At 39.9% G+C, this 13,218-nt stretch carries 16 protein-coding genes; 11 read left to right on the top strand and 5 right to left on the bottom strand.

The window, feature by feature from the left end:
- Positions 1 to 83 precede the first annotated feature (83 nt).
- The 3 genes from CXF95_RS18190 to CXF95_RS18180 all read left to right on the top strand — a co-directional run bounded on the left by CXF95_RS18190 (position 84) and on the right by CXF95_RS18180 (position 3,835).
- Positions 84 to 716, top strand: coding sequence for a TetR/AcrR family transcriptional regulator (locus tag CXF95_RS18190; RefSeq protein ID WP_101199984.1), 633 nt, complete (start codon positions 84 to 86; stop codon positions 714 to 716).
- A 61-nt stretch (positions 717 to 777) separates the two neighbouring features.
- Complete coding sequence (locus tag CXF95_RS18185) at positions 778 to 3,411, top strand: reprolysin-like metallopeptidase (protein ID WP_101199983.1); 2,634 nt, start codon at positions 778 to 780, stop codon at positions 3,409 to 3,411.
- Complete coding sequence (locus CXF95_RS18180; RefSeq protein WP_232787908.1) at positions 3,404 to 3,835, top strand: hypothetical protein; 432 nt, start codon at positions 3,404 to 3,406, stop codon at positions 3,833 to 3,835. Before CXF95_RS18185 ends, CXF95_RS18180 begins: the two co-directional genes overlap by 8 nt.
- Positions 3,836 to 3,901: 66 nt before the next feature.
- Here the strand turns inward: CXF95_RS18180 and CXF95_RS18175 are convergent, their stop codons facing one another.
- On the bottom strand, positions 3,902 to 4,234 hold the full coding sequence (locus CXF95_RS18175; protein WP_101199982.1) for a DUF3718 domain-containing protein: 333 nt from the start codon (positions 4,232 to 4,234) through the stop codon (positions 3,902 to 3,904).
- Positions 4,235 to 4,790: 556 nt separating this feature from the next.
- On the opposite strand from CXF95_RS18175, the gene CXF95_RS18170 reads away from it, so the two are divergent.
- Together CXF95_RS18170 and CXF95_RS18165 are read left to right on the top strand one after the other, a co-directional pair.
- Positions 4,791 to 5,846 (top strand): agmatine deiminase family protein, encoded by a 1,056-nt coding sequence (locus CXF95_RS18170; RefSeq protein WP_101199981.1) that lies wholly within the window; start codon positions 4,791 to 4,793, stop codon positions 5,844 to 5,846.
- Positions 5,839 to 6,732 (top strand): carbon-nitrogen hydrolase, encoded by an 894-nt coding sequence (locus CXF95_RS18165; RefSeq protein WP_101199980.1) that lies wholly within the window; start codon positions 5,839 to 5,841, stop codon positions 6,730 to 6,732. The genes CXF95_RS18170 and CXF95_RS18165 overlap by 8 nt, the downstream gene beginning before the upstream one ends.
- A 177-nt stretch (positions 6,733 to 6,909) precedes the next feature.
- Here CXF95_RS18165 and CXF95_RS18160 read toward each other — a convergent pair whose 3' ends face one another.
- Both CXF95_RS18160 and CXF95_RS18155 read right to left on the bottom strand, forming a co-directional pair.
- Positions 6,910 to 7,518 carry a glutathione S-transferase family protein gene (locus CXF95_RS18160; RefSeq protein ID WP_101199979.1) on the bottom strand — a complete coding sequence of 203 codons (609 nt, stop codon included), beginning with the start codon at positions 7,516 to 7,518 and terminating at the stop codon, positions 6,910 to 6,912.
- A 63-nt stretch (positions 7,519 to 7,581) separates the two neighbouring features.
- A complete protein-coding gene (locus tag CXF95_RS18155; protein WP_232787907.1) occupies positions 7,582 to 7,776 on the bottom strand; it encodes a hypothetical protein in 195 nt (64 codons plus the stop codon).
- A gap of 711 nt (positions 7,777 to 8,487) precedes the next feature.
- Between CXF95_RS18155 and CXF95_RS18150 the strand changes: the two genes are divergently transcribed.
- From CXF95_RS18150 to CXF95_RS18125, 6 genes are all read left to right on the top strand, one after another.
- Positions 8,488 to 8,853, top strand: coding sequence for a hypothetical protein (locus CXF95_RS18150; protein ID WP_101199978.1), 366 nt, complete (start codon positions 8,488 to 8,490; stop codon positions 8,851 to 8,853).
- Positions 8,854 to 8,929: 76 nt separating this feature from the next.
- Entirely contained in the window at positions 8,930 to 9,349 is a 420-nt protein-coding gene (locus CXF95_RS18145; protein ID WP_101199977.1) for a hypothetical protein, read from the top strand.
- 139 nt (positions 9,350 to 9,488) lie between these two features.
- The gene (locus CXF95_RS18140; RefSeq protein ID WP_101199976.1) at positions 9,489 to 10,031 is read left to right on the top strand and encodes a hypothetical protein; all 543 of its coding nucleotides are present in this window, start codon (positions 9,489 to 9,491) and stop codon (positions 10,029 to 10,031) included.
- Positions 10,032 to 10,178: 147 nt separating this feature from the next.
- Positions 10,179 to 10,457, top strand: coding sequence for a type II toxin-antitoxin system RelE/ParE family toxin (locus CXF95_RS18135; RefSeq protein WP_101199975.1), 279 nt, complete (start codon positions 10,179 to 10,181; stop codon positions 10,455 to 10,457).
- A gap of 9 nt (positions 10,458 to 10,466) precedes the next feature.
- Entirely contained in the window at positions 10,467 to 10,754 is a 288-nt protein-coding gene (locus CXF95_RS18130) for a HigA family addiction module antitoxin (protein ID WP_101199974.1), read from the top strand.
- A 330-nt stretch (positions 10,755 to 11,084) separates the two neighbouring features.
- A complete protein-coding gene (locus CXF95_RS18125) occupies positions 11,085 to 11,447 on the top strand; it encodes a DUF2237 family protein (RefSeq protein WP_101199973.1) in 363 nt (120 codons plus the stop codon).
- An 18-nt stretch (positions 11,448 to 11,465) separates the two neighbouring features.
- Here the strand turns inward: CXF95_RS18125 and CXF95_RS18120 are convergent, their stop codons facing one another.
- Positions 11,466 to 11,882, bottom strand: a complete 417-nt coding sequence (locus tag CXF95_RS18120) for a DUF4112 domain-containing protein (protein ID WP_101199972.1) — start codon at positions 11,880 to 11,882, stop codon at positions 11,466 to 11,468.
- Between the two features lie 15 nt (positions 11,883 to 11,897).
- Positions 11,898 to 13,178 (bottom strand): DUF819 domain-containing protein, encoded by a 1,281-nt coding sequence (locus CXF95_RS18115; RefSeq protein WP_101199971.1) that lies wholly within the window; start codon positions 13,176 to 13,178, stop codon positions 11,898 to 11,900.
- Positions 13,179 to 13,218: the final 40 nt, after the last annotated feature.

The following is a 13,218-nucleotide window of genomic DNA, read 5'->3' as shown; positions in this document are numbered from 1 at the left end:
AATACTAGACTGTCTAGTTTGATATATAGTAATGTTTAATGTGAACGTTGCAAATACTTTTTTGGATCAGTAGAGGTTTATCGTTGTCAAATAAAGAGACCAGTAAGGCTGGAAGGCCTAAAAGTGCTGAAAAGCGTAAGCAAGTATTAACTTCCGCAGGCGAGTTATTTTTAATCAGTGGTTTTAGTGGCTGTTCTATGGAAATGGTGGCCAAACAATCAGGCGTGTCTAAACAGACTGTTTATTCGCATTTCAATAATAAAGAGGCTTTATTTTTAGCCGTGATTGAGGAAAAGTGTGCCGAATATCAACTAGATGATAGACACCTAGAAGTAGCAGACTACAACTTGGTTCAGGTACTGCGCGAAAGGGGTTTACAGATAGTGAAGTTACTCCATGACCACCAAGTGATTGCTATTTATCGCGTCATAATAGGTGAGGTAAACAGTAACCCCAGAGTAGCTGAATTATTCTATCAAGCTGGCCCAAAACATAGCTTGGAATATTTGGCTAAATGTTTTTTAACATTTGCTAAACAACCTATCACAGAAGAGTTCGCTCATAAATGTGCTGTGACTTTTTTTAGCCTGCTGCAAAGCGAGTTTCACATCAAAAGTATTTTAGGGTTAGATTTTGCGCTATCGGATCCAGAACAAATAGCCCATGTAGAATTTGCCATTCAACAGGTTGAAAGATTACTTGAATCTAAGAACTAACAAATGGCGAGATCAATACGTTCTCGCACTTTATGGTTTTTAATGAGTCATAGAGGTACTTATGCAAAGTTTAGTGACCCCATTTATGCGCGCCATTAGCCATCGATTTATTCTGTTATTGACCCTCAGCTTTATCAATTTTGCCATTCAAGCCAAAACATTATGGCAAGAGGGATCCAGTCAAGCTAAGTCAGAACAAGTCAAACCACTTCGTGCAATGGCTGACAATGCAAGATTCATACAGATAAACCAAGCTTTGTTAAACAACACATTTTCCAATCTAGGCTTAGCAACTGAAATCACTTTGCCTTTGCCCAACGGCTTAAGTATACCGGTCAAACTTAGCCCCTCGCCCATTTTAAGCGAAAATTTATCCGAACAATATCCCCACTTAATGACTTATCAGGCTGAGCAAGTTGACCAACCAAAAAACATCGGCCGATTTAGTATTTCCCACCTAGGCTTATTTGGTTTTTTTCGATACAACAACCAATGGATGTTGTTGTCGCCTCGGTATCAAGGTGAAGCAGTAGAATATGCTAGTTATTGGTACAAAGATGCACCCACCGAGCCTAAAGCAGTCTCACTCACAGCTGATTTTTTGCTGGCAGATAGACAACAAGAACAGCCTGTCTTGGCACAAAAGTTAGTCACTACTGGCAACACTGTCCGCACCTATAAGCTGGCTATTAGCACCACAGGAGAGTACGGCCAAAAATTAGGCGGAACGACCGAAAATGTATTGGCCGAATTGATGAATTTGGTGAACCGCATCAATCAGGTATTGTTAATCGACTTGGCCTTACAGTTTGAATTGATTGATAATCAAGACATCATTTTCTTTGATGCCACTAGCGACCCATACACCAATTCAGATATCGCCACTGATATCGAGAAAAATCAAGATGTTGTCGACCAAGCCATTGGTAGTCAAAACTATGATGTCGGACACTTACTTGGTACCAATGGAGGCGGATTAGCGTACGTAGGTGTGGTGTGTAACAGCCAGTTTAAAGCCCAAGGTTACACAGGTTTAAGTAACCCTCAAGGAGAACGCTTTTATATTGACTTGGTTACCCATGAATTAGGTCATCAATTGGGTGCTGGTCATAGCTTTAACGCCACCAACTCCGATAGTTGTGCAGAAGGTCAACGCAACACCAGCTCAGCTTATGAGCCCGGCAGTGGCTCCACCATTATGTCTTATGCGGGTATTTGTGGATCACAAAACTTGCAAAATGACAGCGACCCTTATTTTCATTCAATCTCGATTCAGAATATTCGTGACTATGTCGATGGTTTCTCTGGGCAACGTTGTGGTGTTGAAGCTGCAATTGATAACGCCATCCCACAAATTCAATTGACACAAAATGCTTATACTATTCCCGCTGACACACCTTTTGTACTAAGCGGCTCTGCCACAGATACAGACAACGACTTGCTCACTTACACGTGGGAGCAGTTTGATAATGGCGGTACGTTAGGAGCAACAAATAATCTTACTGAAATGCATAGCGATAATGGCAACAACCCGCTGTTTCGTTCTTATAGCCCAATAGAAATAACACAACGTTACTTTCCTCAGCTAAGTGATGTACTTACTGGTCAAACTCGTCTTGGTGAAACGTATGCCACCACCGACAGGGATATGCGTTTTAGGTTAACAGCCAGAGATAACAAAGGCGGGGTAAACCAGCAAGACTTAGTGATTACTGTGACGACCGCTAACCAAACATTCAATATTGATACACCGACACAATGGCAAGGTTTATCTGAACAAACAGTGACATGGGATATTGGCGATACGCTAATGGCACCCATCAATTGTGCCAATGTCGATATTTTGCTTATCGCTGACGCAGTAAACCCGTTTGAAACCTCAGTGTTGATGGGAACACCCAATGATGGACAACAAAACATCACCGTGCCTAATGTCACCAGTATTGACGCACGACTGGTATTAAAATGTAGCGACAATGTTTTTTATGCTCTCAGCCATGAAGCATTTTCGATTATGGCTGCTGAGCCAGTGGCGCCCATAATAGATAGTCAGAAGAGCATAAGCCTTAATGAAGACGCAACAACACAAATTGATTTTGCTGATTTAAATGTATCTGATCCAGACTCTGCCTATCCACAAGACTTCACTCTGAGTTTACAAAACGGGGACAACTACAGTATCAATCAACAAACTCTGACACCAAATACGGACTTCAACGGTATGCTGAGCGTATCAGTTGTGGTTAATGATGGCGTAGAAGACAGTAATGTATTTTCACTACAGGTACAGGTTACAGAGGTCAATGATGCGCCAGTGGCAAATAACGATAGCATTTCTGTTGAACAAAACAGTGTCTCTGTGGCGATTGACGTATTAATCAACGACAACGACGTAGATATGGATGTGTTGAGCATCGACTCGTTTAGCTACAGTGGTCAAGGCCAAGTGGCAGTAACCAATCAACAACTTATATATACCCCAGCAACGAATTTTTCCGGTACTGAATCCATCTTCTATCTGGTGTCAGACGGCACATTAAGGGACGAAGGGACACTGAGCGTTCAAGTTAATTCAGTAACGGCGGCTTCTAAAGATTCTGGTGGGGGAAGTATGATGCTGCTAAGTCTTTTGTCTTTTCTTTGTTTTTCTATAAAGTTAGTCAATCAATCACTTTGTAAGGGCAATTATGAATAATCGGTTATCCCTTTTGATGTTTGCCACTGCGACAGGTTTTTTAACACTGGGTTGCAGCCAAACCAACATACCTTTTTTATCTCAAACATCTGAGGCAACTCAAGAGAATCAAAGTGAGGAGCTCAGTGACAATCAAACTGCTGATCTCAAATGGCTTTATTATGCAGATCCTAGAGCAGATGCGAATTTAGCGATTCAAAAGCAAGATTTCAGATTATTAGCCTTTGCTGGCAGAGCCACCTCTTTTCCGGGCATCGACAATGAGTCATCCGCACTTCAACAACAATGTGGTTACCGATTATTGGCTAACAGTGGTGATGCATTGAGGTCAGAAAAGGAATTAAGTTTACGAAAACAATTGTACCAATACGCAGTAACTTACAACCTATTAGTTGCAACAGCCTGCCAAAAAAGTTACCAATAAAACTAGAACCAGCCCATAACTAGCCATGCAAGCTATGGGCTGATATTGGTAGCTTGCGAGTACAATTTACTTTGCATTAGAAAGATATTGATATACTTGCGAAGCTTTACGTTGCTCTGAAAATGACACTAAATCAACCCCGTTACATTCCATTCCATTGGATGCGGTTAACTTTTTCAGCACAGCTTGTGAGCTGCTCGCGACTAAACCTACTTTTTTTCTGACACTGCGCTTGAGCATGTTGACATCATCTTTGACCACAGCTTCACAGAAATTTTTATACCCTAAGTCACCGGCATATTGCACCTTATCGGGTGAACCCAATTTTGCGCTGGCATTCAGTGCAAAAAAAGCCATCGATATTGCAAATATTACAGGTAGTGCGATTAGTTTTTTCATCAGTATTCTCCAGTTAGTTCATCATTACGGTTACAAACCGCACAGTATTTATGACTGATCGACCAATAAACTTCTGTGATTTTATTGTATACAACTAGTAAAAGTGATGTAAAACAAACAGTTAAACTTATATTACAGCTATAACTAATTGAAAAATATAGATTTTTAAAAAACACATATATCAAAAATAACGTTAAAAACGGCTAAAGATAATAATCAATCTAAAAAAAGAGCAAAGGTATACAAAAAATAGCGGTGTAATGTCTGTTTGTTAAACTGTTTTAACAATTAATAACAATTTTTAAGCCATAAAATGAATTTGAAGCCACATAAAAGCACCCCAAAAACTTGATATGACACTATCGATGATATTACGCCAGAATCAAGTGTAGACTTTTAGGGCTCAATTTATCCCTTAGAACGACTACTTCAGCAGCAGTTAATACAGAGAATAAATCCCGATAGCGTTTTTTATTCATGATATGAGAAAAAGCACAACAAGACACCATGAAATCTAGGTATTATAATCCACAAAAATTTTAAACGAACAATATGCATGACTAACAACTACCAACTGTTACCCGAATGGACTCAACAAGAAGCCATGATGCTTGTTTGGCCAGATAAAAATACCGATTGGCATCCTTGGCTTGAAAATGTACAACGAGTTTATCTAAATATCATTGAATCACTTAACCAAGCGAATACTCATGTTGTGTTGTTAGTGCGCAGTGACGAGATTAAAAATTGTTTAAGTAGGTTAAAAAAATCCCGCAGAGTATTGATCGTCAGCGCACAATACAATGATACATGGATAAGAGACTACGGATTTTTAAGCTGTGGAAATAAATCAGGTTTACGACCTATTGAGTTTGTATTTAATGGATGGGGACAAAAGTTTGATGCCACTAAAGATAATAAAATAAATCAGGATGTACTGAGTCAACTTTGTCAGCAGCCAATCAAATCAATTAATCTAGTCGTTGAAGGTGGCGCATTGGAAATTGACCAATATGGCACCCTTTTATCTACCGAACTTTGCCTGTCCAATCCTAAACGTAATGGCGATAAACCTATTATTTCTTACCAGCAAGACTTTGAAAGAGACTTAGGCGCTAAACACAGTATTATTTTACAAAACGGGCATTTAGAGGGCGATGATACAGATGGGCATATTGATACCTTAGTACGTTTTACCCCAGATAAGGGTCTGGTTATCCAGTCTGCTTTTAATCGCCCAGACGACAGTCATTTTGAAGGCTTGGCTGCCTTAGTTAAAGAATGTCAGCAAATTTTGCCCACTCACAAAATTTTTGAATTGCCACTGCCGCACATTGTCAATTCACAGGGCGACAGACTTCCGGCTTCTTATGCCAACTTCTTAATTTCTAACCAACATATTTTGTGCCCCATTTATCAACAAACAGAAGATACGTTGGCTTTGCAGGTTATGCAAAACGCCTACCCCGAATTTACTATTGTGCCGATAAATTGCCTGCCCTTAGTTCAGCAATTTGGTAGCTTGCATTGTATTAGTATGCAAATACCTTGTGGCATACTTAAACCTGAAGTATTGCATTGTTTTGCCAATGGAGTTTGTGTATATGAATAAGAGCAGTTTAAAAATCGGGGTGGTACAACAAGCGGTTGCCAGTAATGATAAAAATGTTAACTGGGCGCACAGTGCCGAACAAGTGAGTACTTTGGCTGAACAAGGTTGTGAACTGGTGATGTTGCAAGAATTGCACAGCACATTGTATTTTTGTCAGCAAGAAAACACCGATTTTTTTGACTTGGCAGAGCCCATACCCGGTGCTGCCACTGATTATTTTGCTGCCCTTGCAGCTAAATTAAACATAGTGCTTATTACCTCATTATTTGAAAAAAGAGCCTCAGGTTTGTATCACAATACTGCTGTGGTGTTTGATCGCCAACAAGGTTTGGTCGGCAAATATCGAAAAATGCATATCCCCGATGACCCTGGTTTTTATGAGAAGTTTTACTTTACTCCCGGCGATTTAGGCTTTGAACCGATTCAAACCAGCGTCGGCAAACTCGGTGTGTTGGTATGTTGGGATCAATGGTATCCAGAAGCGGCAAGGTTAATGGCGATGGCGGGAGCCGATATGCTGTTTTACCCCACTGCGATAGGCTGGGATAAAAACGACACAGCAGCAGAACAGGGCCGTCAACACGATGCTTGGAAAACCATACAGCGCTCTCATGCCGTGGCTAATTCGTTACCCGTAGTGGTAGCAAACCGCACAGGTTTTGAAGCTTCTCCAGTGGCGGGCGATCCCGGCATTCAGTTTTGGGGGCAAAGTTTTGTCGCTGGTCCACAAGGCGAAATGCTAGCCCAAGCCAGCAGCGATAAAGAAGAAAACCTAATAGTCGACATCGACCTTAACCGCACAGAACAAATCAAACGCATATGGCCGTATTTTAGAGACCGGAGAATCGATGCCTATGATGAACTAACCAAAAGGTGGCGAGATTAAGAGTTTATGTAAAACGCCGTTAATGATGGCGTTTTATTACCGATTCAATGGTCTCAATACGCTGGAAGGTTATCACTAGGTCAGGCATAAATATCATCACATAGCAGTGACAAAGGGTTTCGCCTCCGATACCTGCAAAACAGGTACATCTATGCAGCCTAATCTGTATCCCTAAACTTAAGCTTTGGCGCTTGGACGACTGCTCACAGCGTTATACCATCGCCTGAGATTGGGTTGTTCATCAGTAATTTTAATATTCACAACTCGGGCAAAGTCAACTGCACACATAGCAGTAATATCGGCGATAGTGAATCGGTCAGCGGCAATAAATTCAGACTCAGATAAACGTTTTTCTAGTACTTTAAGAAAATCTGCAGCGTTTTTGCCAGCCACTTCACCATATTCTTTAACGGGTGTCATACGGTCTTTAAAATATCCAGTGGTATGTTGAAAGCACATACCTACCTGACCAAAAAAGTACAATTCAACCTGACGGTGCCACATATCTATGCTGGCTTTTTCTAGGGCGTTTTTTCCCAACAGGTTAATTTCTGGATATAGCTCTTCAAAATACAAGCAAATCGATGCACCTTCACTAATACAGGTGCCGTCGTCTAACTCTAAAATAGGTATTTTACCTACCGGATTTTTCTGGCGCATTTGTGGTGATATATTTTCACCCTTTTGCAAATCAACTTGCACATATTCCATTGGTATATTTTTTTCAGCTAAAAATATGCGTACCCGTCTTGGAGAGGGTGCGGTTTTAGTGTCGTATATTTTCATAGTTGTTCTTCTTTGATATTGAGTGCCGCCAAAAGCGAAAGCTCGTTGTGAATAATAATTAATTTAGCCAGTAACGTTACGATAATCTTCATATGAGGGTGTTTGTTTGAAATCTGTTAATCCATGATTAACATCTTCCAACATACTTGCGTGTTTTTTATGTATAAAATGATAAAAAGGAATGGTCAAAACAGTCCGATATATACTGGTACTCAATTCCTCTTTATAAGCAGACACCTCGATCGCAGATAAAATCATATAATTATATTGCCCCGACTTGAATTCTTTCAACATCAAAAAGTGCTTGGGTAACCTTGTTGAAACGCTTTTTCTTCTATACACCAGTTTTTCATAGTCAAGATATCCATGCTCGACTCGAATTTAACATTAGGCAGTAATTTTATTGCGCAAGCATAACTTACCTTACACACCAAATAAAAAGAAGCTTCAGTTATTGGTTCTGACACTTGATGTACGAGCATATTAAAGTTTGAAACTGGGAATTAATGTTTGAAACTCGCACAAATAAATAAAACCCGCTGTCCGACGGGTTTGTGCCAATACCCGTCATTCGCCACTGATTTTGTAATTGCAATAATTTTCCATAAAGCGGACTCTAAATCAACTGTATATAAGCTCAGGTATAATGAGATTTAGTAAATAATGCCTTTTTCGCTTCCTATTATGTAATTTTGACTGGTCTCACTTTCTTTTTCTCAAAAACGCTAAGTCATTCATTTAATTATGGAAAATATTTTATGCATAGTATTTAATAGGAAGCATAAAAAGTCGCGTTAAAGTCAGGCTCCTTTTGCTTTTGCAACTCTTTGCGGTTTGGATGGCATGATAGTGAAAAATATTAAATAAAATCAAAAGGTAAGCACTGAAGGTGACGGAAATAAAAATCAAATCGAGAAGTTACATATACGACATGCTCGATAATAATCGTTATGTTCTTGGAGGAAAAATTTGAGAATTCGAGTTTTAATAATTGCTTTGGCTTGGCTTTCCGTATTTTTAAGTGCATTAGCTAGTGCGGCGGATAACAAAGTAGAGCTAGAGTTGTTGGTAAGCAACTACGAAGAGCTAGCAGTAGATGCCAAAAATTGTACAGATTCACGCAATCAGAAATCGGCACCATGTACTCGGTTTATTGAAATATTCAATAACGGGGAAATTAACAAGATAATTAAATCATTTGGCAATAATGTGAGTCGCTATTTTAGTATGGATCAAGAATTGACGCTTAGGGGTATTATTGCTGTAGGACACGTGGCTGATACTTTAGGCTTTTTATTCGAAAAACAAACTCAAAAATTGCAAAAACGAACATAACAAACAAATTATGGCTGGGACGCGAAAAAGCCGCGCCCTATATTTGAAGCGTTAGGTAACACGGTGAAGTCTGAGTATGATTGAAACTTTAAAGATAAAATTACTTGATGGTATGCACGCTCATAATGAATGGGAATGTGCTTTAGAAATCCCTATTGACCATAGCTTGGAAGAATTACATCAGGCAATTTTGTGTGCTGTAGGTTTTGATAATGACCACATGTATGAGTTTTGTATTGCTAGCTCTTATTATTCTAGAAGTGCGCAGCGCATATCATGCGATGATGACAAAGTAACTCAAGAAACAATTGAAACTATATTATCAAAAGCAAAAGGCAATAAGCTCTTTTATATGTTTGATTATGGCGATAGCTGGTTGTTTCAAATAAATAAAAGCCGTAAAAAGTGTTTTAGTGAAAAGCCAGATACATTTTACCCTAGAGTGGTACTCGAAAGCGGTGTAAAACCAGAGCAGTACCCTGAGTGGGATGAGTAGTGTTACCTAACAAGAAATTAAACAAGGACAAAAAACAGTTGGCTTTTGCACCTTCGTCACAATTTTTTGCCCGTTAATTGGGCGTTAGGCACAAATTCGAAGTAAATCGGATATTATAATATAAAAAGGAAACGTAAAAATGTTAAAAAAAATAGGTTTAGTCTCTCTAGTTCTTTTAGGAGTTTCGGGGTGTTCCACTTACTCAGTTAATCGCTATGCTGTATCGGTAGACAATATTTCATTATTAAAGAAAATGGCTGATTCTAATATTAATGTTGGTGAGTTCAGTACTGCCGGGGAAAGCCAAACTAGTATTATGTGTAGAGGTGTTGGGCCAATAAAAACTCCAGATGGCCAATCGTTTGAAGGATTCATTCGTAAGGCATTTATTGATGAGTTAAAAATGGCAGAGGCTTTCGACGGTGATGCTCCTATAACCCTCACTGGCATATTAGATTCTATCGACTTCTCCTCTGCATCAGGTAGCTGGGATATCGCTATGACATTGAATTCCTCTAATGGAGAGTCCATATCCGTTAAAGAAAGTTACTCTTTTACAAGTAGCTTTTATGGAGAGACTGCATGTAATCAAACAGCCCAAGCTTTGATGCCAGCAGTCCAAAACTTGATTGGCAAGATTGTTCAAAACGAAAACTTCCCAAAACTAATCAAAGGCGCCTAACAAACGCATAAAACTAGACTCTGCAAGTAGGCCGTTTTTTTGCAAAACAAACTGAGCAAAAAAGCGTCCAACTTGCTCCACTGTTTATGCGAAGCGTTATATGCGAAATAAAATCGACACTTGAGTCGTACCAGGTTACAATGTTTTATGATTCTATCATTTATACATAAAGGGCTTGAGAGGTTTTTCAAAACGGGAAAGACTTCTGGTGTCCAAGTAAAGCATTCTAAGCGACTTAAACTAATAGTTGGTCGCTTAAACGCTTCTACTTCTGCCAATGATATGAATTTACCAGGATTATTTTTGCACCCTTTAACCGGTAACAGATCTGATATATGGTCTGTTCGGGTTAGTGGTAACTGGAGAGTTACTTTCCGCTTTAACGGAGAGCATGCGGAAATAGTCAATTATGAAGACTATCACTGAGATAACATTATGCTTATGCACAATCCACCACATCCGGGTGAAATCATAAAAGAGCTTTGCCTTGAGCCTCTAGAACTTAGTATTACGGCAGCAGCAAATGCTTTAGGTGTTAGTAGAAAAACACTATCTAGCATAATCAATGGCAAAGCAGGTATTAGCCCTGAAATGGCTGTACGACTTTCTATTGCATTCAATACTTCATCTGAAAGCTGGATGAATCAGCAAAGCCAATATGATTTATGGCAAGCAGAGATGCATCGTAAAGAACTTGATGTTAAGCCTTTAATCGCTGCGTAATGCATATAACAAGTTGCCTAAGTTCGCCGCAAAAATCGCGGCTGGGACAAATACTCACTGGGCAAAGCCCAACAACATTCGCATTTGCCCCTTCGCAAAGCGTTAATGCCCCCTTTAGAGCTATAGCTCAATCAAAAATTGAATATGCCCAACGGCGGCTATTCGCTCAAACCCGCCTGTCAGTTTATTAGGCAAGTCTGAAACACAGCAACAGAAATATGTTGCTGTGTAATCAATTTACATAGCTAATTTCATCAAGTCCGTTACTAAACCTAAAGACTGGTATAATCTGTCATAACACTAACGCAATTGGATTAACTAAGAGTATCTATGCCAAATGAAAAAAATGTATTAGGCCAACCATTAAAACTTTGCTGTGGAAATAGCGGCTTTACCCGTGAAGGATTTTGTTATGTGCCTTCAAGTGATCATGGGAATCATAGTGTTTGCGCAGTTGTGACTGAGGATTTTCTCGAATTTTCAAAATCTAGAGGTAATGATCTGTCCACACCCATGCCACAATATCAATTTGCAGGATTACAGGCGGGAGATAAGTGGTGCTTGTGCGCTGCCCGTTGGCAAGAAGCATTTAATGCCAACTGCGCACCCAAGATAGTGCTATCGGCAACGAACCAAGCTTGTTTAACCATTATAAAATTAGAAGATTTAAAGTCTTGCAGCATCAGTGAGTAAACCCATATTTCTATATTTCTATATGTCTTGGGACTTTTCCCATTCTTGAAGGGCTTGCTGACTATTAGATTGGATTTGTTGATGATTCTGACTAACCCACCACTTTTCTATAATGCGTACATTTTTTTGGTTAGATTTATAAAATAAATCCACCACATCACCCACAAACGGGATTAAACCAAGAAAAAAATCAATCGCAATATTTTTTACCATGGCTATTCGTAGTGCTCTTGGCACCTGCATACTTTTAGCCATAGCAACAATGCTAAGCGACACCCCCACCATAATGAGATCACCTATAAAAGGGATCAGCCCCACCAAAAAATCTAATCCTAGACGAAAGCCTAAAAATGGAATACGTATCTTGGAGTCGGTTAGATTCGCCAACTTCTGTGCCTGTAAAAGTGCTTTGGGTGCCTGAACTGTTGCAGTCATTTTTTTCCAGAGTTGTTATGTTTGATTAATCACTTGCAAAATTTGCCCACAGAACCAAGCCATATACGTGCCAACTGTATACCCAAACACAGCTAACATTACCGCTACAGGTGCCAGTGAAGGATGAAAAGCAGAGGCGACCACAGGCGCCGAAGCTGCCCCGCCCACATTTGCTTGGCTACCTACCGCCATATAAAACAAAGGCGCTTTAATTAGCTTGGCGACAATCAACATAAGTGAAGCATGGATTAACATCCAAATTGCACCAATCACAAAAAATAGCGGCTGATCTGCAATCATAGTGACATCCATCTTCATGCCTATAGTCGCAATTAATATATATAAAAAAGCCGAACCAATTTTAGATGCACCTGCTCCTTCTAGCTGACGAACTCTGGTGAAAGACAGCACCACACCAACAGTACTAGCAAACACTATCATCCAGAAAAATTTACTATGGAAACTAAATTTCCGTGATTCAGGAAAGTTTTCGACAAAATACGGCGCAATTGTATCGGCAAACATATGGGCAAAACCTGTGACTCCCAGTCCCACCGCTACAATCAACATAATGTCAGTTAGGCTTGGAATGCGCGAATGTTGAGACTCAAAACTCTTAACCTTGGCTTTAAGCTCATCAATTGCTGAGGTATCGGCACCCGTTTTAGCATCAATGGATTTTGCGTTTGCCGCCATGATTAACAATACGGCCATCCATAAATTTGCCACTATGATGTCAACCGTCACCATGGCAGAGAACATCTGGTCGCCTGCACCATAAATTTCTTTCATAGCCACTTGATTGGCACTACCACCAATCCAACTTCCTGCAACGGTTGTCATGCCTCGCCAAACTGCGTTGGGACCATCGACACCTAACAACTCGGGGAAAAAAGAAGCCACCAGCAGCAGGGCAATTGGGCCGCCAATCACAATACCCAAAGTACCTGTGAAAAACAAAATGATCGCTTTGCTGCCTAACTTAGCGATGGCTTTTAAATCGACACTAATGGTTAATAATACTAAACAGGCGGGCAGCAGGTAACGAGAGGCCACATAATAAAGCTGAGAGTTTTCGCCATCAATCAAACCAAAAGTATTTAATAGCGAAGGCAAAAAATAACAAAGTAAAACCGATGGCACAAACATATAAAGCTTGCGCCAAAAAGGAGCTTGGCTGTTGGCAGTATAAAATACTAAACCCAGTAAAATCGCCAAGATGCCCATAACAGTAGCATCGTTGGTAAAAAATGGGGTGTGGACCAAAGCTTGGTCGGTGAGGTTTTGTGTAGACATGGAGGTTCCCGTTCTGCATCCGTCTTATTCACCCATAACA

Source organism: Paraglaciecola sp. MB-3u-78 (assembly GCF_002835935.1).
Lineage (GTDB): Bacteria > Pseudomonadota > Gammaproteobacteria > Enterobacterales > Alteromonadaceae > Paraglaciecola.
The sequence above is the reverse complement of the archived record's forward strand: the minus strand, read 5'-3'. Positions and strand labels throughout refer to the sequence as shown.